This is a genomic window from Exiguobacterium aurantiacum DSM 6208 (genome assembly GCF_000702585.1).
Classification (GTDB): Bacteria; Bacillota; Bacilli; order Exiguobacteriales; family Exiguobacteriaceae; genus Exiguobacterium; species Exiguobacterium aurantiacum.
Map to the genome: position 1 here is coordinate 640,793 of NZ_JNIQ01000001.1, position 25,447 is coordinate 666,239.

General features: G+C 54.0%; 33 protein-coding genes and 1 riboswitch. Of the genes, 23 read left to right on the forward strand and 10 right to left on the reverse strand.

Annotated elements, in window-relative coordinates:
* The first annotated feature begins 1 nt into the window (after position 1).
* From P398_RS0103570 to P398_RS0103580, 3 genes are all read left to right on the forward strand, one after another.
* On the forward strand, positions 2 to 2,659 hold the full coding sequence (locus P398_RS0103570; protein ID WP_029334062.1) for an MMPL family transporter: 2,658 nt from the start codon (positions 2 to 4) through the stop codon (positions 2,657 to 2,659).
* Between the two features lie 110 nt (positions 2,660 to 2,769).
* Positions 2,770 to 3,054: a putative quinol monooxygenase gene (locus tag P398_RS0103575; RefSeq protein ID WP_024372439.1), complete on the forward strand. Its 285-nt coding sequence runs from the start codon at positions 2,770 to 2,772 to the stop codon at positions 3,052 to 3,054.
* Positions 3,055 to 3,068: 14 nt separating this feature from the next.
* Positions 3,069 to 3,953 (forward strand): VOC family protein, encoded by an 885-nt coding sequence (locus P398_RS0103580; protein ID WP_029334063.1) that lies wholly within the window; start codon positions 3,069 to 3,071, stop codon positions 3,951 to 3,953.
* A 16-nt stretch (positions 3,954 to 3,969) separates the two neighbouring features.
* On the opposite strand, the gene P398_RS0103585 is transcribed toward P398_RS0103580, so the two are convergent.
* Both P398_RS0103585 and P398_RS0103590 read right to left on the reverse strand, forming a co-directional pair.
* Positions 3,970 to 5,787, reverse strand: a complete 1,818-nt coding sequence (locus P398_RS0103585) for an LTA synthase family protein (protein WP_029334064.1) — start codon at positions 5,785 to 5,787, stop codon at positions 3,970 to 3,972.
* Between the two features lie 93 nt (positions 5,788 to 5,880).
* The gene (locus P398_RS0103590; RefSeq protein WP_024372436.1) at positions 5,881 to 6,279 is read right to left on the reverse strand and encodes a VOC family protein; all 399 of its coding nucleotides are present in this window, start codon (positions 6,277 to 6,279) and stop codon (positions 5,881 to 5,883) included.
* A gap of 91 nt (positions 6,280 to 6,370) precedes the next feature.
* On the opposite strand from P398_RS0103590, the gene P398_RS0103595 reads away from it, so the two are divergent.
* Complete coding sequence (locus P398_RS0103595; RefSeq protein ID WP_024372435.1) at positions 6,371 to 6,871, forward strand: YcxB family protein; 501 nt, start codon at positions 6,371 to 6,373, stop codon at positions 6,869 to 6,871.
* Positions 6,853 to 7,332, forward strand: a complete 480-nt coding sequence (locus tag P398_RS0103600) for a GNAT family N-acetyltransferase (RefSeq protein WP_029334065.1) — start codon at positions 6,853 to 6,855, stop codon at positions 7,330 to 7,332. Before P398_RS0103595 ends, P398_RS0103600 begins: the two co-directional genes overlap by 19 nt.
* On the opposite strand, the gene P398_RS0103605 is transcribed toward P398_RS0103600, so the two are convergent.
* From P398_RS0103605 to P398_RS0103615, 3 genes are all read right to left on the reverse strand, one after another.
* Complete coding sequence (locus tag P398_RS0103605) at positions 7,327 to 7,590, reverse strand: hypothetical protein (RefSeq protein ID WP_024372433.1); 264 nt, start codon at positions 7,588 to 7,590, stop codon at positions 7,327 to 7,329. The two genes, P398_RS0103600 and P398_RS0103605, sit on opposite strands and share 6 nt — an antisense overlap.
* Positions 7,591 to 7,666: 76 nt before the next feature.
* Positions 7,667 to 8,152: an energy coupling factor transporter S component ThiW gene (gene thiW, locus P398_RS0103610; protein WP_029334066.1), complete on the reverse strand. Its 486-nt coding sequence runs from the start codon at positions 8,150 to 8,152 to the stop codon at positions 7,667 to 7,669.
* A 63-nt stretch (positions 8,153 to 8,215) separates the two neighbouring features.
* A riboswitch (TPP riboswitch) is annotated at positions 8,216 to 8,314 on the reverse strand.
* Between the two features lie 45 nt (positions 8,315 to 8,359).
* Positions 8,360 to 9,106, reverse strand: coding sequence for a hypothetical protein (locus P398_RS0103615; RefSeq protein ID WP_029334067.1), 747 nt, complete (start codon positions 9,104 to 9,106; stop codon positions 8,360 to 8,362).
* Between the two features lie 209 nt (positions 9,107 to 9,315).
* On the opposite strand from P398_RS0103615, the gene P398_RS0103620 reads away from it, so the two are divergent.
* The 8 genes from P398_RS0103620 (at position 9,316) to P398_RS0103655 (ending at position 15,898) form a co-directional block, all read left to right on the forward strand.
* Complete coding sequence (locus tag P398_RS0103620; RefSeq protein ID WP_029334068.1) at positions 9,316 to 9,855, forward strand: DUF402 domain-containing protein; 540 nt, start codon at positions 9,316 to 9,318, stop codon at positions 9,853 to 9,855.
* Positions 9,856 to 9,905: 50 nt separating this feature from the next.
* Entirely contained in the window at positions 9,906 to 11,036 is a 1,131-nt protein-coding gene (locus P398_RS0103625) for a tetratricopeptide repeat protein (protein WP_029334069.1), read from the forward strand.
* A gap of 10 nt (positions 11,037 to 11,046) precedes the next feature.
* The gene (locus P398_RS0103630) at positions 11,047 to 11,481 is read left to right on the forward strand and encodes a GNAT family N-acetyltransferase (protein ID WP_029334070.1); all 435 of its coding nucleotides are present in this window, start codon (positions 11,047 to 11,049) and stop codon (positions 11,479 to 11,481) included.
* A gap of 134 nt (positions 11,482 to 11,615) precedes the next feature.
* Complete coding sequence (locus tag P398_RS0103635) at positions 11,616 to 12,050, forward strand: MarR family winged helix-turn-helix transcriptional regulator (protein ID WP_029334071.1); 435 nt, start codon at positions 11,616 to 11,618, stop codon at positions 12,048 to 12,050.
* Positions 12,051 to 12,086: 36 nt separating this feature from the next.
* Positions 12,087 to 13,079 (forward strand): ring-cleaving dioxygenase, encoded by a 993-nt coding sequence (locus tag P398_RS0103640; protein ID WP_029334072.1) that lies wholly within the window; start codon positions 12,087 to 12,089, stop codon positions 13,077 to 13,079.
* On the forward strand, positions 13,076 to 13,711 hold the full coding sequence (locus tag P398_RS0103645) for an NADPH-dependent FMN reductase (RefSeq protein ID WP_024372425.1): 636 nt from the start codon (positions 13,076 to 13,078) through the stop codon (positions 13,709 to 13,711). Before P398_RS0103640 ends, P398_RS0103645 begins: the two co-directional genes overlap by 4 nt.
* A gap of 243 nt (positions 13,712 to 13,954) precedes the next feature.
* A complete protein-coding gene (locus P398_RS0103650; protein WP_034798851.1) occupies positions 13,955 to 15,022 on the forward strand; it encodes a saccharopine dehydrogenase family protein in 1,068 nt (355 codons plus the stop codon).
* A 78-nt stretch (positions 15,023 to 15,100) separates the two neighbouring features.
* Positions 15,101 to 15,898 (forward strand): GNAT family N-acetyltransferase, encoded by a 798-nt coding sequence (locus P398_RS0103655; protein WP_029334074.1) that lies wholly within the window; start codon positions 15,101 to 15,103, stop codon positions 15,896 to 15,898.
* 31 nt (positions 15,899 to 15,929) lie between these two features.
* Here P398_RS0103655 and P398_RS0103660 read toward each other — a convergent pair whose 3' ends face one another.
* Both P398_RS0103660 and P398_RS0103665 read right to left on the reverse strand, forming a co-directional pair.
* Complete coding sequence (locus tag P398_RS0103660) at positions 15,930 to 16,715, reverse strand: SDR family oxidoreductase (protein WP_029334075.1); 786 nt, start codon at positions 16,713 to 16,715, stop codon at positions 15,930 to 15,932.
* 82 nt (positions 16,716 to 16,797) lie between these two features.
* Positions 16,798 to 17,109, reverse strand: a complete 312-nt coding sequence (locus P398_RS0103665; RefSeq protein ID WP_024372421.1) for a hypothetical protein — start codon at positions 17,107 to 17,109, stop codon at positions 16,798 to 16,800.
* Between the two features lie 249 nt (positions 17,110 to 17,358).
* On the opposite strand from P398_RS0103665, the gene P398_RS0103670 reads away from it, so the two are divergent.
* Together P398_RS0103670 and P398_RS0103675 are read left to right on the forward strand one after the other, a co-directional pair.
* Positions 17,359 to 17,586 carry a hypothetical protein gene (locus tag P398_RS0103670; protein WP_147287385.1) on the forward strand — a complete coding sequence of 76 codons (228 nt, stop codon included), beginning with the start codon at positions 17,359 to 17,361 and terminating at the stop codon, positions 17,584 to 17,586.
* Positions 17,583 to 18,176, forward strand: a complete 594-nt coding sequence (locus tag P398_RS0103675) for an NUDIX hydrolase (protein ID WP_029334077.1) — start codon at positions 17,583 to 17,585, stop codon at positions 18,174 to 18,176. The genes P398_RS0103670 and P398_RS0103675 overlap by 4 nt, the downstream gene beginning before the upstream one ends.
* Positions 18,177 to 18,259: 83 nt before the next feature.
* On the opposite strand, the gene P398_RS0103680 is transcribed toward P398_RS0103675, so the two are convergent.
* Positions 18,260 to 18,727 carry a GNAT family N-acetyltransferase gene (locus tag P398_RS0103680; protein WP_029334078.1) on the reverse strand — a complete coding sequence of 156 codons (468 nt, stop codon included), beginning with the start codon at positions 18,725 to 18,727 and terminating at the stop codon, positions 18,260 to 18,262.
* Between the two features lie 66 nt (positions 18,728 to 18,793).
* Between P398_RS0103680 and P398_RS0103685 the strand changes: the two genes are divergently transcribed.
* The 4 genes from P398_RS0103685 to P398_RS0103700 all read left to right on the forward strand — a co-directional run bounded on the left by P398_RS0103685 (position 18,794) and on the right by P398_RS0103700 (position 22,018).
* A complete protein-coding gene (locus P398_RS0103685) occupies positions 18,794 to 19,591 on the forward strand; it encodes a GNAT family N-acetyltransferase (RefSeq protein WP_029334079.1) in 798 nt (265 codons plus the stop codon).
* The gene (locus P398_RS0103690; protein WP_029334080.1) at positions 19,591 to 19,773 is read left to right on the forward strand and encodes a hypothetical protein; all 183 of its coding nucleotides are present in this window, start codon (positions 19,591 to 19,593) and stop codon (positions 19,771 to 19,773) included. Before P398_RS0103685 ends, P398_RS0103690 begins: the two co-directional genes overlap by 1 nt.
* 180 nt (positions 19,774 to 19,953) lie before the next feature.
* Complete coding sequence (locus tag P398_RS0103695; protein WP_029334081.1) at positions 19,954 to 20,940, forward strand: M23 family metallopeptidase; 987 nt, start codon at positions 19,954 to 19,956, stop codon at positions 20,938 to 20,940.
* A 142-nt stretch (positions 20,941 to 21,082) separates the two neighbouring features.
* Positions 21,083 to 22,018 carry an IS30 family transposase gene (locus tag P398_RS0103700; RefSeq protein ID WP_029334082.1) on the forward strand — a complete coding sequence of 312 codons (936 nt, stop codon included), beginning with the start codon at positions 21,083 to 21,085 and terminating at the stop codon, positions 22,016 to 22,018.
* Between the two features lie 41 nt (positions 22,019 to 22,059).
* Here P398_RS0103700 and P398_RS0103705 read toward each other — a convergent pair whose 3' ends face one another.
* Positions 22,060 to 22,602: a TraR/DksA C4-type zinc finger protein gene (locus P398_RS0103705; RefSeq protein WP_024369735.1), complete on the reverse strand. Its 543-nt coding sequence runs from the start codon at positions 22,600 to 22,602 to the stop codon at positions 22,060 to 22,062.
* Between the two features lie 154 nt (positions 22,603 to 22,756).
* Between P398_RS0103705 and P398_RS0103710 the strand changes: the two genes are divergently transcribed.
* From P398_RS0103710 to P398_RS0103725, 4 genes are read left to right on the forward strand one after another with little or no spacing between them, the layout of a single operon-like run.
* On the forward strand, positions 22,757 to 23,281 hold the full coding sequence (locus P398_RS0103710) for a GrpB family protein (protein WP_024369736.1): 525 nt from the start codon (positions 22,757 to 22,759) through the stop codon (positions 23,279 to 23,281).
* A gap of 55 nt (positions 23,282 to 23,336) precedes the next feature.
* Positions 23,337 to 23,645 (forward strand): hypothetical protein, encoded by a 309-nt coding sequence (locus P398_RS0103715; RefSeq protein ID WP_029334083.1) that lies wholly within the window; start codon positions 23,337 to 23,339, stop codon positions 23,643 to 23,645.
* The gene (locus P398_RS0103720) at positions 23,642 to 24,115 is read left to right on the forward strand and encodes a GNAT family N-acetyltransferase (protein WP_029334084.1); all 474 of its coding nucleotides are present in this window, start codon (positions 23,642 to 23,644) and stop codon (positions 24,113 to 24,115) included. Before P398_RS0103715 ends, P398_RS0103720 begins: the two co-directional genes overlap by 4 nt.
* 50 nt (positions 24,116 to 24,165) lie before the next feature.
* Positions 24,166 to 24,468, forward strand: coding sequence for a hypothetical protein (locus P398_RS0103725; protein WP_024369739.1), 303 nt, complete (start codon positions 24,166 to 24,168; stop codon positions 24,466 to 24,468).
* 26 nt (positions 24,469 to 24,494) lie between these two features.
* Here P398_RS0103725 and P398_RS0103730 read toward each other — a convergent pair whose 3' ends face one another.
* Complete coding sequence (locus P398_RS0103730; protein ID WP_029334085.1) at positions 24,495 to 25,352, reverse strand: pirin family protein; 858 nt, start codon at positions 25,350 to 25,352, stop codon at positions 24,495 to 24,497.
* Between the last annotated feature and the right edge of the window lie 95 nt (positions 25,353 to 25,447).

Below are 25,447 nucleotides of genomic sequence, written 5' to 3' on the forward strand. Positions count from 1 at the left end.
ATTGCGTAACATCATTCAATGGCGCTGGGGAATCTTGATTGGCCTCATCGTCTTAACGGCCGGCTTGTTCATCGCGGCACCGAACTTGACGAAACAGGCCGAACAGGCCGGAAGCTTCCAATTGTCAGAAGATATGGACTCGCAACGGGCCCAAGATATATTAAATGCAGCTGGGAAGAGCGACAAGACGATTTCACTCGTCTACGAGTTCGATTCGCTCGGCGAGGCCGAACGGACCGATATTTCCCGGGTCATCCGTGACATCGAAACGCGCGACGACGTCGTCAAGGACGTCCTCGACCCGTTCGAAAATGAAGAGACCGAAGCACAGCTCGTTTCAGAAGATGAGCGCATCGTGCTCGTCCCGATCACGGTCGAAGGGTCGAGCGAGGCCATAAACGCCTTCGCGGACGATGTACGGGCGAACGTCTTACCTGAAGACGAAACGGTATACATCACTGGGGAAGAGATTATCAATAACGATGTGAACTTGAGTGCGCAGGAAGGGTTGAAGAAGACAGAAATCATCACTGTCGTCTTGATTTTCAGCTTGCTCCTACTCGTCTTCCGTTCGATTGTGACACCGTTCATCCCGTTGATCGCGGTCGGCTTCACGTATCTTCTCAGCCAATCGTTCGTCGCCTTCTTCGTCGATTGGTTCGGCTTCCCCGTCTCGAATTACACGCAGATTTTCCTCGTGGCGATTCTGTTCGGAATCGGGACAGACTATTGTATCCTGCTCCTCAGTCGGTATAAAGAAGAGCTTGGGGCCGGTCACACGATCGAAGACGCGATCGTCAACACGTATAAGACGGCCGGTCGAACGGTTCTCATCAGCGGGCTCGCCGTGTTCGTCGGTTTCGCCTCGATCGGTTTTGCCGATTTCCCGATCTTTAAATCGGCCGTCGCCGTCGCCGTCGGGATTGCCGTCTTGCTCTTGATTTTGTTCACTGTCGTTCCGTTCTTTATGGCGACGCTCAAGCATCGTTTGTTTTGGCCTTCAAAGAAAGCGGGCGAACATCACGACAGCCGCCTCTGGGCGGCGTTCAGCCGATTATCGGTCAATCGGCCGTTCGTCTCGATTCTTGTCGTCGCGGCGATCACAGTACCGGTATTGTTCACGTACGATGACGCCCGGTCGTTCAATACGGTCGATGAGATCGGAAATGACTATGACTCGGTCCGAGGGCTCAATTTGATCTCGGAAGGGTTCGGAAAAGGCGAGTCACTCCCGGTCCAAGTCATCTTGAAACGAGATGCGGCACTGACAGAAGACGACGTCGCCTACATCGAGAAGTTTTCATACGAACTCGAGAACGTGGACGGTGTGAGCGGTGTCCGGTCGATCACGCGACCGACCGGTGACGTCATTGACGATTTTTATGTCGATACCCAACTCGCGGAAGTGAGCCGTGGGCTTGCTGAAGCCGAAAGCGGACTCGGGGACGTACAAGCAGGACTCGCCCAGGTCGAGTCAGGGCTTGACGCCGTCGTTGCTCAACTACCGACGGGATCCTCGAGCGCGGGGGCGCCACTCGCGGAAGCAGCGGCAGGACTTGGTCAATTGAACGCCCAACTCGGTTTGATTGGACAAGGCTTGACGGCCACACAAAACATTCCAGCGACCGTAGCCGGTATCGGACAAGTGTCTGTCGGGCTCGGTCAAATCGAAGCAGGCATCAATGAAGCCGCTTCGGCTTTAACGGCACAAGGCGCGCAAATTGGGGAACTCGGAGCCGGACTGTCTCAGCTCGCCACCGGAGTTGGTGAAGCGAACGCTGGATTGTCACAGATTGAAGCCGGCTTAGGCGAGGCCGTGTCCTTCTTATCGGCACTTAGCGAAGCGGATGGTTTACGTGATACAGGCGTCTTTTTACCGGAAGGGACATTGACGTCGGACGCGTTCGCGCCAGCCGTTGACCGTTACGTGTTCGATGGCGGGACAGCCACGCAACTCGAGGTCGTCCTCGACATGGACCCGTACTCACCAGAAGCGATCGATACGGTCGAGGCGGTGAAAGAGACGATGGACCGCATCGTCACGAATACACCGTTTGAAGCGGCCACGATTGGTTATGCCGGCATTTCGAGCATCAATAGTGACTTGAATGCGACGTCTACGAACGACTTCAATCGGACGGTCGCCATCATGCTCGTGACGCTCTTTGTCGTCATGACGATTCTATTCCGTTCGATGATCATGCCGCTCTATATGATTGGCTCGCTCTTGTTGACGTACTACACATCGGCGGCCATCACGGAGCTCATCTTCGTGGAAGGACTCGGTTACGACGGCATCAGCTGGGCCGTACCGTTCTTCGGGTTCGTCATGTTGATTGCGCTCGGCATCGACTACTCGATTTTCCTCCTCGATCGATTCCGCGAAGAGTCGATTAACGGGATGACGGTACGTGACGCACTCGTCCACTCGATGACGAAGATGGGGACGGTCATCATGACCGCTGCCGTCATCCTCGCGGGCACGTTCGGGGCGATGATCCCATCAGGTGTGCTCAGTCTCGTCCAAATCGCGACGATCGTCATCACGGGGCTGTTGCTATACGGGTTGATCGTGTTGCCGTTACTCATCCCGGCCATCACCGTCTCGTTCGGTGACGGGGTGTGGTGGCCGTTCAAACCTAAAAAGAAAGACGAGTGAACCGAGCGGACATCTCACGTGTGAGGTGTCCGCTTTGGCGTATACATTCAGCGCGATTCGGGAACGTTATATAAGATACGACGGCATTTCACAACGAGGAGGAAACAGCTATGGAAATCACAATCACCGCGATATTAAAGGCACATCCAGGGAAAGAAGAAGCGTTACAGCAAGCGCTCGATGCGGTCATCCCGCCGTCGAGACAAGAAGAAGGATGTCTCACGTATGTGCTCCATGAGTCAATCGATGAGCCCGGCACGTTCGTGTTTTACGAGAAGTACCGGGATGAGGCGGCACTTGACGCACATATCAACTCCGACCATTATCAAGCGTACCGAAAACAAGCCGAGACGCTGCTCGCCGTCCGTGACGTGTATCGACTTCGTGAAATCTGAAAGGAGCTTCTCTAATGATTACGCAACCGATTATCCCGTGCATTTGGTTCGAAGGCGATGTCGAGCGCATCGCCGAATGGTACGTGTCGGTATTTCCAGATTCGTTCGTCGACTATACGACGACACTTACCGATACGCCGTCAGGCAAGACGACGATTGTCACGCTGTCGCTGTCGGGCCAGTTTTTCCAACTGCTCGGCGCCGGCCCGCTGAAAGAGCGCAACCCGTCCATCTCCTACATGGTCACGTTCCCGACGTCGGAAGAAGTCGAGACGCTGTGGAACGAGCTTATGGAGGGGGCAGAGGTGCTCATGCCGCTCGACACGTATGACTTCAGCGAGCGCTACGGCTGGTTGAAAGACAAACACGGTGTGTCGTGGCAGATCATGCATAGCGGCGGGATGGACATCCAGACCGTGACGCCGTGTCTCTTGTTCGTCGGTGACGTGTTCGGTCAGGCCGAAGCGGCACTGAATGACTGGGTTTCCATCTTCCCGGATTCGTACGTGCTCGAAGACCATCTGATTCGTTACGGAGCGGCGGACGGCCCGGAAGTGGAAGGGAAGCTTAACTATGCCCGCTTCGTCTTGTCCGGCCGCGAATTTGTCGCCATGGATAGCGCGGCGGACCATCAGTTCGCGTTCAACGAGATGCAGTCGCTGATCGCGTTTTGTGAAACGCAAGACGAGATTGATGACTATTGGGAGAAGCTGTCGGCCGTCCCGGAAGCGGAACAGTGTGGCTGGCTTAAAGACCGATATGGCGTCTCGTGGCAAATCGTGCCGTGGGCGATGGAAGAGATGATGACGACCGGAACAAAAGAGCAATTGGCGCGCGTGACCGAAGCATTCTTGCCGATGAAAAAGATCGATGTGGCGACGCTCCGGAAAGTCTACTAAAAACAAGCCGGCCCGATTAGTTCGGGGCGGCTTGTTTGTCGGTTTGTGTAAATTCGGATAAGGCGTCTTTTTCGACGATGGTGTCGGATAGACGTAACTGGTCTGCCGCATCATCGATATACGGCGCGCAGGCGTCGAACGGCAGCTCGTCTCCTGAATCGATTGCATAACACGTGCCGGCGCCGAACGGTTTCGTCAAATCCGGGGCGAAGTAGACATCGTCGTAACGGAACGAGCCGTTTCGGAACACGGTCAAGTTGGGCTCGTCGTCGAGGAGCGAACTTCCGAGCATATAGCCGGGTGTCATCCCGAGCAACTCGAGGATGGTCGGGGCGAAGTCGAGTTGACCGCCGCTCGCTTGCATCACTTCGCCACGTGCGAGCCCGGCCGGTTTGATATAGAGCGGTACTGCCCGGTCGAGCGTAAAGACCTCGGTGACGGACGTCGCGCCCTCTTTTTCGGCCATCTCGTCGCCAGGGGCGGTCAACCCGTTGTCGTGGTCGCCGTAAAACACGACGAGCGTGTCATCCCACATGCCGTTCGCTTTCAACATGTCGACCATCAACCCGACGGCCGTATCGACATAGTGGACGGTGTGATAATAGTTTTGGAGGAGCGGATCGTCATAGCCGGACAAGTCGAGCCGTTTCTCACGGTCCGGGATGTCATACGGCGTATGGCTCGTCAAGGCGACGACGAACGAATAGAATGGCTGCTCGAGCGTCTCCATGAAACGGACGGACTCCGTCAAGAAGTCTTGGTCGTTGAGCGCCATCCCGATTACCTCACCGTCTGGGTAGTTCTCTGCGGAGAAGAAGTGATTGAAGCCGATATTGTCGTAAAAGTTATCCCGATTCCAGAACGTCTTATCAAACGCGTGCATCGCCGCCGTGTCGTAACCGGCTGCTTTCAATCGTTCAGGCAAGGCGTCGAACGTGTGGTCGGCGTACTGGGTGTAGACGGATCCCGACTTGACCGGGTAGAGCGACGTGTTGACGGTGAACTCCGCATCCGATGTCCGGCCCTCATGTGTCTGGTGATAGACGTTCGGGAAATAAAGCATCTCGTCGCGGAGCGCGTTCAAATTCGGTGTCACGTCTTGACCGTTGATGACTTGGCCAATCAGGGACGTCTGAAACGACTCGAGTTGGACGACGATGACGTTCGTGTCGGACGAGGCGCTCACGGTCGCCTGGGATAAGGCGGAGACGTTGGACTGGTCGACGTCAGTCAACGACTTCCCGAGTCCGGCTCCGTCACGGATGCCACGCGCCGCGTCTAAGCCGTGATAACCCCAAAATCCGTATTTATAGTACTCACGCATGTTCGAGATGGTCGTCCGGTCGTCCGGTGGATAATTGACGTAAAGTGGGACGCTATACAGCACGACTCCGGCCAAAAAGCCGATCCCGGCCATCCGCAGCCCTCTCGTCTCACGAATCGGGTGACGCTTTTGATACATCACGAGTGCCCCGAAAACGAGTAAGTCGGCGAAAAAGAGGAAATCGGTCGCCTGAATCAACGTCAAGAACCCACCGCCGACGTCACCCATCTGGCCGGCGTCTGACAAGAGCGCGACCGACAAGACGTTTCCGAAATAGCGGTAATACCAAGCGTCCGAGATGAGCAAGGTGCTATGTAAAAATAGCGAGGCGAGGAGGATCCATCTGCGAACGTTCGGTCGAACGAGTAACGCCCAGCTCGTCATCATGAGAATCATGCCGACGTTGACGAGGAAGAAGTGGAACGTGAATGCGCTCGTCGTCAGCACACTGAATAAATAGAGCTTGAGGAGCGAGAGAATCATGTAAGTCCAATAATCGAGATATTTCATGCGTTGCCTCCAAGAAAACCAGGTTGTTTGAATGTTCCTGTTTTCATGTGGCCAAAAACATCACAGTGTACAAAAAAAGCGAGGCGCGTCGCCTCACTTGATTAAAAACGAGTCCCGAAGTTCGATGATTGTGCCTTCCGGGGCTTTCAATTTACTTAAATAGCCGTCGACGACGAAGTAGATGTTGCCGCCCTGTTTCGGTAAGAACGGGACATCGAGTGCCTCGAGCCGTCGCACTTCTGCCTCGAGGTCGTCTACGTACAGAGCGAAATGGACAGGGCCGGCCACGTGTTTCGAATAGGGGGTCAACGTCTCGTCTTGTTTTGCCGTCTGGAGCTCGATGTAAAAGTCGCCGAGCTTGAGCCAGCTGTTGAACGCACGGGTATGAAAGTCGGGTGACTCCTGGACGAGCTCGAAGCCGAGTGCTTCGTAGAATCGTTTGGATGCCTCATAGTCGGGCGTTTGGATGCAGAGATGGTGGATTTGTTTCATCGTGTCACTCCTTTCTTACATAGTATCGAATCATGACCGGGAACGGAACTTTTCTAGACAAGGAGCGTAAAGGACAGGGAGGAGGGATAAGATGCATATCCAATATGAATTGACAGAAGACGACTATATCCGGTTCAACTTGAGCCATATCCAACGGTCGAAAACAGGCAAGCGAATGCTGTTCCTGCAGCGAATCATCGGACCGATTGTCTTTCTAGGGGCTGCCTTCGTTTGGACGACATGGCTTCAAGAGACGGACTGGTGGCTGTATGGTGTACAAGGCATTGCGGGTATATTGTGGTTTCTATATTACCCGAAATACTTTGAACGGCACGTCCGGAAGCAAACACGTCGGCTCATCGATGAACGCAGTAACGAAGGGATGATTGGTCCGCATACGATGGAATTGGATGAGAACGGTCTGCGTGATCAAAACGAGTTCGGTGAGACAAGGGTGACTTGGGCCGGGATCAAGGAAATAGTCGAGGAAGACGATTATGTGTACTTATATAACGCTTCGGTCAGCGCCTATATTTTGCCTAAGCGTGGACAAGACATGGAAGAGGTGCGCCGATGGCTGCCGGCTCGCTGACGATACAGATTATTGATGACACGAATCGGGAAGCCGTCATCGGCTTGACCGTCGCTACGGAGCAGTCCCGCTTTATTGAAACGAACGCGGAATCGCTACGCGAGATGGAAGTCGACGTCAAGTACGCCTGGACGTGCTATGCACTTTGCCTCAACGAGCGACCGGTCGGCTTTATGATGATCGGGGCGGAGAACAAAGTCGACCGCTACGTGTGGCTCGACCGCTTTATGATAGATGCGCATGAGCAAGGACAGGGGCTTGGATCTCGCTTTCTACAGTTGGCGCTCGTCTGGATCCAGGACCGATTTGATGTAGATGATATCGTCCTTAGTCTCCATCCGACAAATGAACTAGCGAAGCATTTTTATCAACGAGGTGGATTTGTCGATAGCGGTCGCATCGACGAATGGAACGGGGAAGAGATTTGGGTGTATCACGTCAAACAGGGACAACCGTCATAAGTCGGTCGTCCCTGTTTTCATGGTGGTCGCTTTGACCGAATTACCGGCCATGAAGAAGCAGATGATGGCGGTGAAACCGAAGAGCGGGATGAACCAGTTTTGCGCCAACAAATCCATGACGGTCGGCTCCTCGGGCCAGACGCCTGTGGCGACCAATGCGTGCCAACGCGTATAAGCCGCGATGCGTTCTAACGTGAACAAAAGGGCGGTGATGATGACGGCGGCAGCTCCGGTCACCCATAATTGTAGACGAGTCAAGGCGGTCACTCCTTCTAAATGAGATAACCTTATTTTACCATCTGTACACTCGAAAGGGAGAGGCCAAACGACTCAATTATTGTTTGAGGACAGGACGCAGCTGTTTGACACGAGCGAGCACGATCCAACCGAGCAAGGCGCCGGTCACGCTCGAGGCGAGGAAGGCCGGGAAAAAGAAGAGCGCGCCGAACTCAGACCCCATCAAGATTTTCGCGTAAGGTACGGCGATGAGTGAGGCAATCACGCCCGTACCGATGATTTCACCGAGTGCGGCGAAGGCGACGCGGTTCGTCCTCATATAAAAGATACCGGCCAGAAGCGCGCCGATCATGCCGCCAGGGAACGCGAGTAGCGAACCGGTGCCCGTCATGACGCGAACGAGTCCGGTCACGAAAGCGACGAGGACGGCACCGAGCGGGCCGACGGTGACGGCCGCGATGACGTTCACCATATGTTGAATCGGGAAAGCTCGGGCCACCCCGGTCGGAATTGAGATGAACAGTGAGCCGATGATGGCGATGGCGACGAGCATTGCCATCCAAGTGAGTTGTTGAATACGCATGGATCAGTCTCCTTTCAAAATGAAAACGCCACTTCTCCAAAAAGGAAAAGTGGCGTGGAACAGACGAATCCCATGCCACTTCCCTACGCTGGTATGAGCCAGATCAGGTTCAAAGGGTCCGGCGTTTGCCGTCTCAGCCCGAAGGCTCCCCTAGTGGTCGTTTATTCGTTTAAGTATAACATAGTGTCATCATAAGCGTTCGATGATTCATTTGTTCTTCTTGAGCAGATGTTTGTAATCCGTTTCGTTCCAGAACAGTGGCGCGATGGACTCGGGCCCTTTGAAGATTTCACCGTCTCGGTCATAGACGATGGCGTAACCATCCTCGACTTCAAAGATGATTAAATCCGCGGTCACCTCGGTCACGCCGTCCCCAGCGATGATGACGTTCTCGAGCGGCTCGCGGGCGACCGCTACACCCCATTCGTCGAGCTCGACGATGAGCGCGGACGTATAAGCGTGACGATCGTAAATCGATTGAAACGCATCTTGCGTCAACGTGACGTCCGATGGGGGCGCGCTCGTCCCGTATTTCCGTTTCTCAATCTCCTCGACGAACTGCAGGAACGACGTTTCTTGCCAAAAGAGCGGCGCGGTTGCCTCCGACCCGTTCGCTATCAATCCGTCCTCGTCTTCATACACCGTGGCATATGTCCCATCATCGAGTTGGAACGGATACACGTCTGCATAAGTGTGGTGGATGCCGTTACCGGCGATGACGACCCGTTCAAACGTCTCACGATACGGCGTGAGTCCGTTCGCCTTGAGAGTTTCAAGTAATTTTTCGGCGACTTCATGTTGGTCGAAGACGTCCTTGAAGTCCTCCCGTGTCCATTCGGTCATGATTTCTGGCGCAGGTTCGTTCGAATCCGCTGGAATGACCGGCTTTCCGATTGGATCGGTACAGCCCGCGAGTAACATGAGGCCCAATCCGAATAAAAATAAACGTTTCATGATGCCCACCCTTTAATCATACAAATTTTACCTATTATGAAGAAGCGTAGCATGGATGGAAATTGATGAGAACCTATACACGTTTTCGGTGTGGTGTAGTAAGGCATGAGCCTGTCAGGTTCACTGAACAGAATCTGTACGACTAAACAGGGAACTGTCGGATTTTGGCGAACTGTTAAAGCAAACGAACTTATGAAGGAGCGAGTACGATGCCAAAACGAAAATTTGCTAATCGACGGGACTGGGAGCGGATTCTTGAACACCGCTATGTCCAGATGGACGTCCATGACGAACATTTCTCAGGGACGGTCGCCTTGTTTCAAATCGATGCGGTCCGGGCCCCGCAGTATAAGCAACATAACGGAGAGGAATTCATCGTGGCCGACGCCGGTTATGCATGGCTCCAATATTTTCCGGACAATGAACCGTTCGGGGTGACGGTCATGTTTGATGATTCGGGCCACATCGTCCAGTGGTACATCGATATCGTCGAGGCGATTGGCTATGAGGACGGAATTCCCTATATGGACGACTTGTTGCTCGACATTTTAGTGTTCCCGAACGGAGACGTCGTCCGAAAAGACGAAGATGAATTCGAGGAAGCACGGTTGACGGGCGAATTGACACCAGAACTCGTCGTCACCGGCTGGCGTGACTTCGAACAGACGCTCGACCGTATCGAGCGCCGTGACTTCGTCTACTTTGATTTGGCGAGAGGGCATTACGACGAGCTGAAGCAAATGCTTTGAACGCATGGCTTCCTTTGATACAGTGGAAGAAAAGCGCAGGGAGATGAACCATGAAACAGATTGACATCGATACGTGGCCACGAAAGAAGCATTACGAGTTTTTCAAGGCGTTCGACGCCCCACATTTCAACGTGACGGCGACGCTCGACGTCACAAAATTACATACGCATGCGAAGACGACCGGACAATCGTTTTTCAAGCTGTTCTTATATGGTGCGGTCAAAACGGCGAATGCAATCCCGGAGCTTCGCTTTCGGATGCGCGGCGACGCGGTCGTCGAGCATGACGTCGTCCACCCATCGTTCACTGTCATGATGGATGACGATGTCTTCAATTTTTGCACGGTGTCTTATAAAGAGGCGTTCCCGGAATTCGTGGAGGACGTGACAGCGCGGATGGAAGAGGCGAAGCAAAACGTCCATGTCGGCGACGAGGAGTCTGACGACCTTCTTTACATCACGAGCGTGCCATGGGTATCGTTCACGAGCATCAGTCATCCGACGCATGACCAACAACACGACAGTGTACCGCGTATCGCCTGGGGCAAGTTTATGCCAAGCGGTGAGCGCATGATGATGCCGCTCTCGATTCAAGCCCATCACGCGCTCGTCGACGGGGTGCATGTCGGTCGTTACTATGAACGGCTTCAAGTGTGGCTTGACGATTTGGCTGATCTCCAAGTCCCGACGCGGGTAGAAGAGAAAGGGCTCGACGAGGCGATTCGCCTCCGTGAGAACGGTGAACTCGAGCGGGCCAAACAATTGTTCATCATGTTGCTCCGGCAAGATGAGAAAAACCCACGCCTTCACGCCCATTGCGCCTGGTGTTATGACTCGCTCGGGGAAGAGCGGCAAGCCGTCCCGCACTACGAGCGGGCGATTCGCCTCGGCCTTACCGGAGACGAACTTCGGGAGACGTATATCGGTCTCGGCAGCACGTATCGGGCGCTCGGCCGCTATGAGGACGCCGAGGAGTTGTTCACGAAAGCGATCGACCAATTCCCGGACATCGCGGCGCTCAAAGTGTTCCGGGCGATGACACACTATAACCTCGGACGCCATCAAGAGGCGACCGGCGCGCTCCTCGAGCTGCTCGCGAGCCCTGAAACGGATGACAGCATTAAACGATACCGTCGCGCCATCGCGTTTTATGCGCGCAATCTCGACGAGACGTACGATTAAGGAGAATCGAATGATCACACTGCAACCGATCACAGAACAAAACTGGTATGCGTGCTGTCAGCTCACGTTGAGTGACGAGCAGCAAGCTTACATGGAACCGAACGCGATCTCGCTGCTACAGGCGATGTATGAACCGACGCTACGGGCGCACGCGATTTACGAGGACGAGACGATGGTCGGTTTCCTCATGTATAACACGGTGCTCGAAGAGTTGGACGCGCGCTGGGTGTATCGCATTATGGTCGACCATGCGCATCAAGGGCAAGGGATCGGGCGCAAGGCGACCGAACTCATGCTTGAAGAGATGGTGCAGCTTGGAACGGAACCGATCGTCGTCGGCTATCATCCTGACAACACGGGAGCGCATCGATTATATGAATGCTTAGGCTTTGTCGACGAAGGCGATCGTTTCGGCCGTGAGATGGCGGTCATTCGCCGTACGTGAACAGATGACATTCCGTCGTCTGTTTTTTTGTAGGCAAATGGATTGACCGACTCATTTTTGCGTGTTATATTTATCTCGAATTAAAGATAATTAAATTTAAAGTATTGTTTTCTCTCATCAAAGGAGGGGAACACATGGAAGAACGGCAAGCATTAAAAGCGATCACCGTCTTGTTTCGGGCCTCGCAGTCGATTCAAGACGTCGTTAAACACGAAGTCGCCGCCTACGGGCTGAACCCGACCGAATTCTCAGTACTTGAGCTGCTGTACCATAAAGGCGACCAGCCGATTCAAACGATCGGCAAGAAAGTGTTGCTCTCGAGCGGGAGCATGACGTACATCGTCGATCGGCTCGAAGCGAAAGGTTACTTGATGCGCAAAGCCTGTCCGAGCGACCGGCGCGTCACGTATGCGGCGCTGACGACGCAAGGAATCGAGCTGATGGAGCGGATCTTTCCGGTTCATGAACAGCGGATGAACGAACTGTTTGACGGAATTACGTTGAATGAAACGATTAACCATTTGAAGACGGTCGGCAAACGAGCCGAGGCGTCAAAAAAATTTAACTAATTATCTCGAAATCAAGACTTTTAAGGAGCGATTCGAATGAACCATGTAAAAGGAATTCACCACGTCACCGCCATCACGAGCAGTGCCGAGAAAAACTACGACTTCTTTACGAACGTCCTTGGGATGCGTCTCGTTAAAAAGACGGTCAACCAAGACGACATTCAGACGTATCACTTATTTTTTGCCGATGACAAAGGCAGCGCCGGGACGGACATGACGTTCTTCGACTTTCCGGGTATCCCGAAAGGTGTGCACGGGACGAACGAGATCGCTAAGACGTCATTTCGCGTCCCGACCGATGAGGCGCTCACGTATTGGGTACGCCGCTTCGACCGTCTCGATGTGAAACATGAAGGTATCAAGGAACAGTTTGGCAAGAAGACGCTCTCGTTCGTCGATTTTGACGAGCAGGCGTACCAACTCATCTCGGACGAGTTCAACACGGGTGTCGCCTCAGGCGAGCCGTGGCAAAACGGGCCGGTCCCGCTCGAGTACGCTATCACAGGACTCGGACCGATTTTCATCCGGATCGCGGACTTTACGTATTTCAAACAAGTGATGGAGCAAGTCATGTTGTTCGAAGAAATCGGGCAAGAAGGCGACGCGCATCTCTTTGAAGGAGGTGAGGGTGGAAACGGGGCGCAAGTCATCGTCATCCATGACGAGACGTCACCAGTCGCGCGCCAAGGGTTCGGCACGGTGCACCACGTCGCTTTCCGCGTCGATGACCGCAGCGTCCTCGATGAATGGACGGCACGACTTCAGCAGTTCGGGTTACCGACATCAGGCTATGTCGACCGCTTCTTCTTTGAATCGTCTTACGCACGGGTCGCGCCGCAAATCCTATTCGAATGGGCAACGGACGGACCAGGATTCATGGGCGATGAGCCATATGAGACGGTCGGGGAGAAATTGTCACTCCCGCCGTTTTTAGAACCAAAACGGGAACAGATCGAAGCGATGGTTCGACCGATCGATACGGTCAGAAGTACAAAAACGTTTGAGAAAGAATATGAGGGCATGAGATGAGCTTTTTGAATCGTTTGTTTGGAAAAGAAGAACCAGCCAACTTACAAGGAGGAACTACTATGTTGAAAATTGGAATCGTACTCGGATCGACTCGTGAAGGACGCGTCAGCCCGCAAGTCGGAGAATGGGTGAAAGAACTTGCAGACAAACGCGGTGACGCGAACTATGAAATCATCGATATCGCCGACTACAGCTTGCCGCTCCTCGGGGAGCCGGGCGGCGACGCGACAGGTGCCGCGGCATGGTCTGAAAAAATCGCGGAGATGGACGGTTTCGTCTTCATCGTCCAAGAGTACAACCACTCGATCACAGGCGCACTCAAAAACGCCCTCGATTACTTACGCAACGAATGGCACAACAAAGCGGCCGGTATCGTCTCGTACGGTTCGGTCGGCGGTGCCCGTGCGACGGAACACTTACGCGGTGTGTTAAGCGAGCTGTTGATCGCCCACGTCCGAGTCCATCCGGCGCTCTCGCTCTTCACAGACTTCGAGAACGGCACACATTTCGCGCCGAAAGACGTCCAAGTCCAGTCGGTGAACGATATGCTCGACCAGCTCGTCCCATGGACAGAAGCAATGCAGACGGTCCGCACGAAAGCGGCAGAAGCAACAGAAGCTGCGAACAACTAAGCAGTCGGCCAGCCTTGAAACAGGCTGGCTTTTTTGTGCGCTTTTTGGATGGGTCGTGTAAAGTTGAAAGGGTTGGAAGGTGGGCCATAAGGGCTCGCAGCCTGCATATCGGATGCGGGCTCATGTTGGTGTGCTCCTGTCGGTCGTCTGATTCAAAATGTCGTGCATCATCTGGACGGATGAAAGTTGGCAGGATAGGGAAGAAGAAAAGGACATGTTCATAGAGTTGAAGGAGGAATCGTGATGAAATGGATGATTTATGGGGCGAACGGCTATACGGGCGAACTGATTGCCCGCCAAGCAGTGAAGGAAGGGATGGCACCGGTGCTCGCAGGACGGAGCGCGGAAGCGATTGAACGGCTCGGAGAAGAGCTCGAGTGTGAGACACGTGTGTTCAGTCTGTCGTTCGACCAAGCGAAACAAGAACTGGCCGATATCGATCTCGTGCTACATTGCGCCGGACCGTTCGCTGACACGAGTCAGACGATGGTCGAGGCATGCCTCGCCTCGAAAACGCATTACCTCGATATTACCGGGGAAATCGAGGTGTTCGAATACATCCACTCGAAGAAACGGGTCAAACTCGCGCAAGAAGCCGGCGTGTTATTGTGCTCGGGTGTCGGGTTCGATGTCATCCCGACCGATTGTGTGGCGCGAAAGCTGAAAGAGCTCATGCCGGATGCGACGACCCTGGCTCTCGGGTTCTCGGCTGCTGCGGGCATTTCGCGCGGGACGATGAAAACGGCGATCCGTGGGCTTGGTTCGAGCAGTGCCGAGCGGAAAGACGGGAAACTGTCGCCATTCCCACTCGGGGCGAAACGACGACGGATCGACTTTGGGCGCGGGAAGAAAACGGCGATCGCGATTCCGTGGGGCGACGTCTCGACCGCGTACTACACGACAGGTGTTCCGAACATCACGACGTGGGTCCCCGTGCCGCCCGTGTATGCTTATGGGGCGCGCCTGTTGTCGTGGTTCGGGCCGATCCTCGGCAGTGACGCGGTGCAAGGCAAACTGTTGCGTTACGTCGATGAACACGTCAGTGGACCGGATGAGTCCGAGCGCGGGCGTTCCTCGACGTACGTTTGGGGCGAGGCCACAAACGAAGAGGGGCGTAAAGTCATTGTCCGCATCAAGACGGCGAGCACGTATGCCTTCACCGTTTATGGTGCGCTCGAGGTCGTGAAGCGGCTCATCAGCGCGAAGCCGGTCATTCCAGGCAGTTTCACACCGGCGATGTTGTTCGGCTCGCACTTTATCGAAGAGATCGAAGGCTCGTCGTCGTTCGTCGTGGACGAGGTGCGGCTGTAACAGGCGTTGTAACGGAATCACAACATGTTCACGAGCGAAGTGTGCTAAACTCAGAGGAGAGTAGAGGGAGGGAATGAGATGAAACGCTTAGAATTAGCCAGACGAATCGAACGCATCAAAGCGGAAGGGACGTCTGCTTATATTCGGCATCGAAAACAGACCCCTCCCTATGAAGGTTCGGAGTTGATTGTCGAAAACAAAGGACACGTCTTCCGGATGGGCAATATGAGTTTCGCGGTCGGCTTCGGATTGAATCGTCCCACGAGTTTTTACGACTTGCACCAGATGGAGAAATGGGTCCGTGGAAAAAACGTATCCCGTCTCCATGTCGAGGTCTGTCCGCTCGCCGATATGTCACTCATCCGGCTCCTGCAGGAACGGAATTACACGCTCGACCACTTTCTAGACGTGTGGTTGCTCGATGTCACGCAATTCGAGACGACGCTGCCGGCCCCGCATCAAGTCGAGCCAGTCGACGCGGATAACGTGAATGAATGGGCCCGGGCCATCGCGGCCGGTTTTGCCGAGGCGGGCTCGGTTCTTCAAGAAACGGTCGACACGGCGAAAGGCTTTTATGCACTCCCTGAAAACAAGGCGTTTCTCGTCCGTGATGGCGAAAAGGCGGTCGCTGGCGGTATTCTCGCCGTCCAAGACGGGATGGGGGAGCTGTTTTTGACGAGCACGATCCCGGCATATCGAGGCAAGGGCTATCAGACGCAACTGATTCTCGAACGCATCGCCCACGCGAAAGCGTCAGGATGCCAGTACGTGACGGTGACGACAAAAGTGGACACCGCTTCGGGACGGAACATGGAACGGTTAGGATTCCAGCCGTTTTATCAAAAAGCCGTGATGAAAAGTCCGATTCTCAAATAAACAGGTCGCCCCGCGGGGCGACCTGTTGGCGTTAAAGTAAAGATTCCACACCGTCCACGTACACTTCAGAACCGGTGACGTGGCTCGACATGTTGCTTGCGAAAAACAAGACGACGTCCGCGACTTGCTTGGCCGACCCCGACTTGCCGGCGAGCGGTTGATTGCCTTCCGGATACTCGATCGGGATGACGACTTCTTCTAGCAAGGCGTCGTCACGATTCGTCGAGTCATCGATGTTCGTATCGATCGCGCCGGGACAAATCGAATTGACGCGAATGCCGAACTGGGCGAGCTCGGCGGCTGCCATTTTCGCGAATCCGGTCTGTCCGGCCTTCGTCGTCGCATATCCGCTGAAACCGAAGTTTTTAAAATAACGGTTCCCGTTGATCGACGATGTGATGATGATGCTCCCGCCTTGTTCTTTTAAGTGAGGGATGGCGTGTTTCACGGTGACGAACGTGCCTGTCAAATTCGTCTCGACGACGCCGTTCCAATCTTCAAGCGACAGATGCTCGATTGGCGTGATCGTCCCGTTCCGTCCGGCGTTCGCGAAGACGATATCGACGCGGCCGAACCGTTCGACTGTCTGTTCGTACGCTCGTTTCATCTCGTCTTCGTTGGCGACGTCGGCACTGATCCCGATGGCACGTTCCTCGCCGATCAAGCTCGCCAACTGTTCGGCGTCTTCTAGTTTCAAGTCGACGATGGCGACTTTTGCGCCAGCCTGGACGAACCGGATGACCGCCGCCCGCCCGATCCCTGATGCCGCGCCGGTGACGAACGCGACTTTCCCTGACAACAATGTATTTGAAATCATTCAATTCGCTCCTTTCAGCTTCCTGTTCTCATATTCCACCGTTCCGAGAAAACTATGCTCGTTTTGTGAAAAAACGTGCGATTCAATCGGATTGCACGTGAATGGAGACTGCGATGTTCAAATTACCGTCTGGAACAAGCTCGACGATCACACGTTGACCGGTTCGAAGCTGTTGGACGTCATCGGCATCTCCAGTCACTTTCGTCTCTTCATTGATGAGCACCGTCCGTAGTTTCATCTCACTTCCTGAGTTTTCCGTTGTGATCATCAGTTGAGGGATGTTGATTTGCTCGATCGTGCCTTCAATCTGATGGTCGTTCCACGTGCTGATCCAATACACGACCGCTAAAAAAAGTCCGATGAACGCGAGGGCAAAGATGAGTCGAGTTCTCATGAGGCGCCTCCCCTAAGAAAGCCCGGTCTACTGGTGTCTACTACTTATTTACCCTCAATTAGACATTCTATCGGATTGTTTTGACAGGAATTTGTCATTGATCCGCGGAATGTATTGAAGACAACTTGGAGAGCGGAGGCGCTGACGATGATTCTAAGCGGGATGGTCGGTTTAATCGGTGTGGCATTCGTTGCGTTCGGATGGTGGACGATCGGATTTCCACGACGGAGGATGTGGGGAGGCCTGGTCTTGTTAGTGACCACATTTTTATTCGCGCCTTGGCTGCTCGTCATGAGCGGAGAACGATACGGGTTTGATGGCGTCGTTGCGGGCTTGGTCGGCCTGTCGCTCGCCATCGGGGGCGGCTTTTTTTCACAACGCTCGGTTGGACGGGTCGGGTACGGAAAATCCGCAAAGTGCGGACGCTGTCTGAAGACCCTGATTTGTTCTAAGGATGGGAGAGGAGGGATGACATGATTGAATTCATTACCGTCGTCGACGAACGGCGAAAGAAAATTGGACTGAAGCCCCGGGCTGACGTGCACCGTGACGGGGATTGGCACGAGACGTTCCACTGTTGGGTCGTGGAAGGGGAACGACTTTTTTTGCAACGTCGCAGTGACACGAAGCAAGACTTTCCGGGACTGTACGATATTACTGCGGCCGGCCATTTGGCGGCCGGGGAGACAGTCAGGGACGGGGTGCGAGAAATTCGGGAAGAGATCGGGCTTGAGGTGACGCTTGACCAATTGACCGCCTTGGGGGTGTTTGAAGATGTGATTGAGACGGAGACGTTTATCGACCGCGAATTCGCCCATACATACGTCTATTCGTATGCAGGTGAACCGTTCACACTCGATGCGGCCGAGGTCGCTGATCTCGTCACGATCGACCGTGAACGTTTTGCGGCTTTGGTCACCGGGGATGTTGAGGCGGTGGAGGCGACGTCAGTGTTGACCGAAGAGACGTTTAATGTGACATGCGCCTCCCTCGTACCGCATCCGACGTCATATTGGAACGACGTCATGACAGGAATCAAGGCGTTTGCGGATGAGCGTCATGATTGATTTTATTTGGCAACTACTGAACGTCTTGCTCGTTCTGATGATCGGTGGGCTTTTAGTCTGGTGTTTCCGAAAATGAAGAACGTTCAGAGCGCGAGCGACATGATTCGTTGTTCTCCGACCGGTCCTGTGATGCGTCTTCCGGTATCTGAGAAACCGACTTTCTCATAGAGCGCGAAGGCGGCATCATTTTTCAAGTTCACAGATAAGACGACTTCTTGCGTCTTCGGAAACTGCTGGCGAACGTAAGCCGGTAATTGTCGGAGCGCTGCTTTCGCATAGCCGTTTCCTTGGAAAGGGTGATTGATGGAAAAAATCGAGAGCAGCAGTGCGTGTGCGGACTCCGTATAAGTTTGGACTCTTTCCGTATCGTGTAACAGAAAGAAGCCGACCGGACCTTCGGCGACGATGACGATCGGATGAACGCCTTCAGGAAGCGGGGAGTCGATATCGCGAGGAAGGGTCGTATATTTTTCTTGATCGAGCGGTAACGTGAACGCCTCAAGGGCGGGCCAATGGTCATCTTGAAGCGTTTCTAACGTGACGTGGGACATGGTTATTCCTCCTGCTTTAGCCGTTTGTCTTATTATACTGAACGATATAAGGAGAGAAAAAGAGATATGCTGAAACAAGAGGTGTCTTATCAACAGAATCCGCCGGTAGCCGATTTGTATCGGGCCTTTATGGACGGTTTTTCTGATTACATGATTCGTTTTGACATGGACGAGGCCGCATTTGAGGCGATTTTCCTCGTCCGAGATCAAAATCAGCCATCTCGCTCGATCGTGGCGTACGTCGACGGGCGACCGGTCGGTGTCATGTTGAGCGGGATCGCCCATCTAGACGCGGGGTGGGTCACTCGTTGCGGCGGATTGGCCGTGGCACCCGGCTATCGCCGACTCGGGATCGCCCGAGAGTTGATGCGCCGCTTCGATGAGCAAGCAGAAGGGATGCGGCTACTCGAGGTCATTCAAGGAAACGAGCAGGCGTACGACCTGTACGCTAGGCTCGGCTATGACGTCGTGCGTGAGATTGTGTATTATCAATCCGTACCGACCGAGACGGCGGCGAAGCTTGACGTTGTCCCGATCACCGAGCTGTTCGAGCGGGAATATCCGAAAGCCGTGCACCATCCGATTTGGCAACGAGACGTGCGCACGACCCAACAACAGGCGACGCTCGTTCGTGTGACCGAGGAAGGGCGTGAAGGGTCGTTATTGTTCCGGGACAACGTGCTCCTTGATGTGTTCGGTCGCGACGAAGATGCCGTCTGGTTGTTACGGGCCGCGGGTTGTAAGCACCCTGTCCATCTGACGTTCACGTCCGACCGTCCGGCCTTCATCGAGGCGGCCGAAGCGCTCGGATTCGTGAAGGACACGGTCGCCCAGTTCGAGATGGTGAGAAAGGGGGAGACGTGATGGCGAGATTTTTACCGGCGTTGATGGTCGTGTTGATTGTCGGCAATTTATTGACGATTCTCGGTCTGACGACGAACTTGGCACCGGTCATCGCGCGGCTATTTTTAATCGGTGGCCCGACGTTGACCGTCCTTGCCGCGGTCAGCATCGTCGTGATCGTATTAAAAGCGAAACGAGGCTGAACCGGAGAAATTCCGCGAAATTTTGATGGGCATTATGAGATGGACAGGAATCATCGTGATGAAATCGACATACAAATGAAATGTTTCATATATTGAACTTTTCGGATGTGGGTGCTATATTCGCACATGTAGCTTTTTATTGAGCTAGCGAATGATCCCATTTGGAGGTTTACTATATATATGTTGAAACAATTCATCCTTACAGCAGGCGCAGGTGTGTTCATCTTTAGTGGTGCGCAGTCGGCGTCGGCAAATGAAATCACCCCGGAAAAACTCCTCGAGACGACAAAAACAATCGAACAAACGACAAACCAACTGTCCGAGTCAAAAAAAGTTGTGGCGAAAGCCGAACAACAAATTGAAAAAGTCGAGACAGCAGCAGCGGCCGTTCAAGCGGACATTGATGAAGTGACCGAGCAGATTGAGGCGTATCAGGCTGCGATCGCGCCGGAAGCGGACTCGTTGTTCAAACAAGTACTGTCGACCGTCTTGCCGAGTGCGAAAGCCGAGGCGGCCGAATCTGAAAAGAAGCAACAAGACATCTTAGACCAAAAGGCGACGGCGAAACAGAAGCTCGACGAATTGGCAGCTAAGCAAGCAGAGGTCGAGGCTGCAAAAGAAAAGACGCAGTCGTCTTACGCGGCCGCCTCTGAACAGATGAAGGCGCAGTCGACGAAGTTGAGCGACTTGAAAAAGCAACATGCGGCGATGGCGCCGGACAAGTTCATGATGCCGGCGAACGGTCGGTTGTCACAAGGCTTCGGCCCGGCGAGCGGGCAATTCGGTTATACGTTCCATAACGGCATCGATATCGCCGCGAAAGTCGGCACGCCGGTCTACGCGGCCGCCGATGGGAAAGTGATTGAAGTGAGCGGACGTGGGCCATACGGCAAGCACGTCAAAGTTGAGCACAACATCGATGGTCAGAAATGGACGACCGTTTATGCGCACTTGCATAAGATCGACGTGAAAAAAGGACAGACGGTCCGCCAAGCCGAAGGCATCGGCCAAATCGGTAACACTGGCAACTCGTCTGGTCCGCATTTGCATTTTGAAGTGCACAAAGGCGCCTACTCGTTCTCGCCAAGTTCGGCAGGGAACACGGTTGATCCGATGAAGGTCGCACAACTACTTGGCGGTGCTTCAGCCGTCAAAGCCACTTACTGACGCAACGAATGTTGCGTCTTTTTTTACGCGATGAATTATAAAATTAAGTGCAACACCTGAACGTGAACGCAAAAAAAGCCCATAGCGACGGCCTCGTGTAGAATGAAGTCACCACAACACACATTCACACGGAGGAATCGACATGAGCTATACCCATCTTACCACAGCGGAACGCGTGAAAATAGAGACCTACCTGGAGCTCGGGATGTCCGTACGGTCCATCGCGAGACGGCTCGGGCGACAGCCCTCGACCGTCTCGCGGGAGATCAGAAGGAACCCCGGCTACACGGCCGAACGCGCACAGGAGCGCTACGCCAATGCGAAGCGAAACTGCGGCGCCAAGACGAAGCTCGACGACATGATGCGCCGGACGATCATCGAGAAGCTGCGGGCGACCTGGTCCCCGGAACAGATCGTGGGTCGTCTCTTCGACGGGAAAATCGCCTTCTCGACCATCTATCGTTGGATCTATTCGGGGCTGATCGACGTACCGGTGACCGTGCTCCGCCAAAAGGGCAAGCGCCAGAAACCGATAGAGACACGTGGTCGGTTCAACATCGGTCTGTCCATCGCCAAACGTCCGAGAGAGGTGCGCACACGCGAGACATTCGGCCACTGGGAGCTCGACACCGTCGTCTCCGGGCGTGGGAAGTCGAGGGCGTGCGTCGCGACGTTCATCGAGCGAAAGAGCCGGTTCTACATCGCCCTGCCGATCACCGACCGCAGCGCGGCCTCGATGGAGGAGGCGATCCACACGGTCCACGCGGCCTTCCCAGCGGGCACGTTCAAGACGGCGACGACGGACCGGGGCAAGGAGTTCAGCTGTCACGAGCGCGTCCGGGCGACACTCGGCGTGCCGATGTATTTCGCCGACCCGTACTCGTCGTGGCAGCGCGGCAGCAACGAGAACGCCAACGGCCTCCTGCGCGAGTTCTTCCCGAAAGGATCGGACTTCGCGACGGTCGGCCAGGGAGAGATCGTGGACGCGCTCGCCAAGATCAACGGGCGGCCGAGGAAATGTCTCGGCTGGAAGACCGCACACGAGGCCTTCGCGGAGGAAGTGTTGCGCTTAATTTGACAAACCGTCACGCAAAAAAAGCCGCGTGGGGCGGCTTTACCTCATTCTCTTGTCGGATCATGGTTCCCTTCGCTGTCAGCGATCGTATCGGAGCTCCCGAAGTCCTCGACTTGGCTGAACGCATCCGTGCTTTGGTTAATATCGTCACTGCCATCGAGTTGTTTTCGACGTGCCGTTTCCGATGGGTCGAGGACGTCCTCCTCGACCGGACGTTCCTGATCGGTTTTGTGTTCTTCCGCTTCTTGTTCGCGGGCGTGCTCGATACAAAGCGTCGTTTCCGGGATGATTTCGAGACGGTCGATCTCAATCTCTTCACCACACACTTCACATTTTCCGTACGTGCCGTTCTCGATGGCGAGGAGTGCTTTATCGACGTCGGTCAAAAACTCCTCATCGAGTTCGGTCAAAGCCTGGTCGCGCTCACGGAGGAACAACTCTTCCCCAGAGTCGGCCGGATGGTTGTCGTAATGTGACAGTTCCCCTTCATCGTACACTTCTTCCCGGTTTTCCATGTATCCTTCTGTCTTCGCTTTTTCTTTTAACAATCGTTCTTTGAACGTTTTGATTTGGTCTTGTGTCAACATAGTTTCACACTCCAGTTCTGATTTCATTAGTAATAGCATTTCCCATTTTATGATGCGACAAACCATCTCATCCGGCTTCCGGCTGTAAACAGAAGCAAGAACGGGTATGATAATGAAAGAAGAAGTCGTGGCAAATCACAAAAGGAGGGACATCATGAGACGAGTAGAAGTTGTACCGTACGACCCGACGTGGGTAGCTCGATTCGAAGAAGAGGCAGGTCGATTGAGCCGGCTTTTTGAAGGGACGGTGCTGGCGATTCATCATATCGGCAGCACGTCGGTGCCAGGTCTCGAGGCGAAGCCGATCATCGACATCATGCCCGTCGTTCGAGCGATTGAGCAAGTCGATGAACTGTCTGGGCATATGGAGGCGCTCGGCTACCGGAGCTTCGGTGAACACGGCATCCCAAGACGACGCTTTTTTGCGAAAGGTGACGACGTGCGGACGTTTCACGTCCACGTTTTCGAGGCGGGCGATGATGGTGTGACCCGTCATTTGGCGTTTCGTGAATATTTAAAAGCGTTCCCGGACGTGCGTGCCGAATATGGTGACTTGAAGCGAACGCTCGCTGAGCAGCACCCGACCGATATCGAGAGCTACATTCAAGGGAAGCAGGAGTGGGTGTCGGAGACGGAACGTGTCGCCACGATTTGGTATATGGCCGAACAAACAAAGTGAAACGTTTTGCATCAATTCAACGTATAAGAAAGTAACAACGAAAGGAAGTGAATCGATGAAACGATTTCTTGGGAAATGCATCGAGTATGCGTGCGTAGGCGTGTTGTTTGTCGGCTTTTATTTTGGGATCAGCTTTTTGATCGATACGTTTGAGTTAGGGAATAAACAGGCGCTCGTCTTTCTCGGAATGGCGTTCATCGCATTCCCGCTCTCCTTGCTCGGCGGCTATATGCTCGCCCGTCCAATCCAGCATCGTCTTCATGGGAAACCGGGCGGGTCAAAACGGCACGAGCTACGCGGCAACGAGAAGCCGCACGGGGTGACGGAAGACCGCAACTCTCCATATGGAGGCAATGGGGGATGATGCGATTTCTACAAACGAGAGACGCGGATTTGATTGCGACGTTGAATCGCCCCATTCATGAACACCACCTTCAGCTGATGCCGAGCTTTTTTGCTCCTTACGATCATTCGCGAATTCGTGACACGATTGCTGATACGATGAAGCAAAGCGGACATCATTTTATCATCGGTAAATTTGAGGAGGAACCAATCGGATATGTTTGGTTTGAAGAGATAGTGAGTAAAGGTACTGCGTTTCGTCAACAAATACGCACGCTATATGTCAGACAAATCAGCATCTTGCCAACTCACAAGCGGAACGGATTCGGCCGACAAATGATGGAATATGTGGAACAGTGGGCACATGCTCATGATTTTGCCTCCATCGAGCTAGATTATTGGGTCGCGAATAAAGAGGCGTCTAGATTTTATGACCAAATGGGGTTTCAGGCGAAACGTCAAATTGTCACGAAACACTTGCGAGATAATTAGAAGTTGTCGCTATGACGAGCAGTTCAGAAAACAGAGAAGGTAGGGGTTTGATGGAAACGGTTATTTTAGTGATTGGAGTCATCGGAACGATTTCATTGATGCTCTTCATGTCGAACCAGTGGATGGGGTATGAAAAAGGAAATATCGTCATGACGCTCGATGAGCACTATACGAACTTGAATGAGTACGTCCCAGCAATCTTGACGAAGTTATATGAAGATGGGAAGTCCGCGCATTATTTGGGCGACCGAAAGTTTGAAGTGGACGGGAAACGCTACGTCCTCTTCGAGCGGACCGTGCCAATCGGACGCATCCCGACACAGCAAACGGTATTGAAGCCGGACAAACAATGAGCCACGCATCGCGCGTGGCTCATTGTTTATTTCACAGCGGGCGGACCAAAGACACCGGCGTGATAGTCGCGGAACGCTTGGCGAATCTCGTCCTCGGTGTTCATGACGAACGGACCGTGGGCGATATAGTCTTCACGGAGCGGGACACCAGAATAGACGAGGAGCTTCGCCCGGGACGTCGCGTTGATTGAGAGGGCGCTCTCACCCTCTGCCGTCTCATCGAACGTCAATGTCGCGACGTCCGTCTTCGCAAGCGGCGTCGCGCTCGATCCGAGCTCGACGGATCCGGCGAGCACGTAGACGAAGGCGTTATGATTCGTCGGCAAGACGTGTTCATATGTTGCCCCGTCACGCAATTGAATCTCGCTCATCGTGATCGGGACGAGGCTCTGCATCGGTCCGGTGACGCCGGCGATGTCACCGGAGTAGACACGCACGTGTCCGCCGTCGATTGGGACGACCGGTGCGTCCTCCAAGTAGACGTTTTGATAAGATGTCGTCGTCGTCTTCAGCGACTTCGGCAAATTGAGCCATAGTTGCAACGTATGGATCAAGTCGTCCGCGACGGCCTCCTCGGCATGACGCGCGGCCCAACCGGCGTTCATGTACTGGACGTCCCCGGCATCGAGAATCGAGTGCCCGCCGTGGTTGTCGATATGTTCGAGCCGACCATCGATCACATAGGTGATCGTCTGGAAGCCGCGGTGCGGGTGGTCGGAGAACGTACCGCGCTTGAACCAGTCTTCGGCCATCAAGATGAACGGGTCGAACTCGGCTTTACGTTCCGGTGGTAACACCCACCCTTGTTGAACGTGCGGATAACCGTTCTGCTTATAGGAGACGCGCCAACTATCGGCGACGTCGCGAACGAATCGTGTTGTCATCGAACTCACTCCTTCGTGTCATTTGTTTCATTGTCGCACAGTCTCGGTTTGTACTTGGACGATGTTGCTTACAAAACATGCAAAAGACAGACGGG

Coding starts and splice junctions, on each gene's coding strand:
- P398_RS0103575 (WP_024372439.1), top strand. CDS start 2,770: ATGGAAATCACAATCACCGCGATATTAAAGGCACATCCAGGGAAAGAA.
- P398_RS0103580 (WP_029334063.1), top strand. CDS start 3,069: ATGATTACGCAACCGATTATCCCGTGCATTTGGTTCGAAGGCGATGTC.
- P398_RS0103585 (WP_029334064.1), bottom strand. CDS start 5,787: ATGAAATATCTCGATTATTGGACTTACATGATTCTCTCGCTCCTCAAG.
- P398_RS0103590 (WP_024372436.1), bottom strand. CDS start 6,279: ATGAAACAAATCCACCATCTCTGCATCCAAACGCCCGACTATGAGGCA.
- P398_RS0103595 (WP_024372435.1), top strand. CDS start 6,371: ATGCATATCCAATATGAATTGACAGAAGACGACTATATCCGGTTCAAC.
- P398_RS0103600 (WP_029334065.1), top strand. CDS start 6,853: ATGGCTGCCGGCTCGCTGACGATACAGATTATTGATGACACGAATCGG.
- thiW (WP_029334066.1), bottom strand. CDS start 8,152: ATGCGTATTCAACAACTCACTTGGATGGCAATGCTCGTCGCCATCGCC.
- P398_RS0103615 (WP_029334067.1), bottom strand. CDS start 9,106: ATGAAACGTTTATTTTTATTCGGATTGGGCCTCATGTTACTCGCGGGC.
- P398_RS0103620 (WP_029334068.1), top strand. CDS start 9,316: ATGCCAAAACGAAAATTTGCTAATCGACGGGACTGGGAGCGGATTCTT.
- P398_RS0103625 (WP_029334069.1), top strand. CDS start 9,906: ATGAAACAGATTGACATCGATACGTGGCCACGAAAGAAGCATTACGAG.
- P398_RS0103630 (WP_029334070.1), top strand. CDS start 11,047: ATGATCACACTGCAACCGATCACAGAACAAAACTGGTATGCGTGCTGT.
- P398_RS0103635 (WP_029334071.1), top strand. CDS start 11,616: ATGGAAGAACGGCAAGCATTAAAAGCGATCACCGTCTTGTTTCGGGCC.
- P398_RS0103640 (WP_029334072.1), top strand. CDS start 12,087: ATGAACCATGTAAAAGGAATTCACCACGTCACCGCCATCACGAGCAGT.
- P398_RS0103645 (WP_024372425.1), top strand. CDS start 13,076: ATGAGCTTTTTGAATCGTTTGTTTGGAAAAGAAGAACCAGCCAACTTA.
- P398_RS0103650 (WP_034798851.1), top strand. CDS start 13,955: ATGAAATGGATGATTTATGGGGCGAACGGCTATACGGGCGAACTGATT.
- P398_RS0103655 (WP_029334074.1), top strand. CDS start 15,101: ATGAAACGCTTAGAATTAGCCAGACGAATCGAACGCATCAAAGCGGAA.
- P398_RS0103660 (WP_029334075.1), bottom strand. CDS start 16,715: ATGATTTCAAATACATTGTTGTCAGGGAAAGTCGCGTTCGTCACCGGC.
- P398_RS0103665 (WP_024372421.1), bottom strand. CDS start 17,109: ATGAGAACTCGACTCATCTTTGCCCTCGCGTTCATCGGACTTTTTTTA.
- P398_RS0103675 (WP_029334077.1), top strand. CDS start 17,583: ATGATTGAATTCATTACCGTCGTCGACGAACGGCGAAAGAAAATTGGA.
- P398_RS0103680 (WP_029334078.1), bottom strand. CDS start 18,727: ATGTCCCACGTCACGTTAGAAACGCTTCAAGATGACCATTGGCCCGCC.
- P398_RS0103685 (WP_029334079.1), top strand. CDS start 18,794: ATGCTGAAACAAGAGGTGTCTTATCAACAGAATCCGCCGGTAGCCGAT.
- P398_RS0103690 (WP_029334080.1), top strand. CDS start 19,591: ATGGCGAGATTTTTACCGGCGTTGATGGTCGTGTTGATTGTCGGCAAT.
- P398_RS0103695 (WP_029334081.1), top strand. CDS start 19,954: ATGTTGAAACAATTCATCCTTACAGCAGGCGCAGGTGTGTTCATCTTT.
- P398_RS0103700 (WP_029334082.1), top strand. CDS start 21,083: ATGAGCTATACCCATCTTACCACAGCGGAACGCGTGAAAATAGAGACC.
- P398_RS0103705 (WP_024369735.1), bottom strand. CDS start 22,602: ATGTTGACACAAGACCAAATCAAAACGTTCAAAGAACGATTGTTAAAA.
- P398_RS0103710 (WP_024369736.1), top strand. CDS start 22,757: ATGAGACGAGTAGAAGTTGTACCGTACGACCCGACGTGGGTAGCTCGA.
- P398_RS0103715 (WP_029334083.1), top strand. CDS start 23,337: ATGAAACGATTTCTTGGGAAATGCATCGAGTATGCGTGCGTAGGCGTG.
- P398_RS0103720 (WP_029334084.1), top strand. CDS start 23,642: ATGATGCGATTTCTACAAACGAGAGACGCGGATTTGATTGCGACGTTG.
- P398_RS0103725 (WP_024369739.1), top strand. CDS start 24,166: ATGGAAACGGTTATTTTAGTGATTGGAGTCATCGGAACGATTTCATTG.
- P398_RS0103730 (WP_029334085.1), bottom strand. CDS start 25,352: ATGACAACACGATTCGTTCGCGACGTCGCCGATAGTTGGCGCGTCTCC.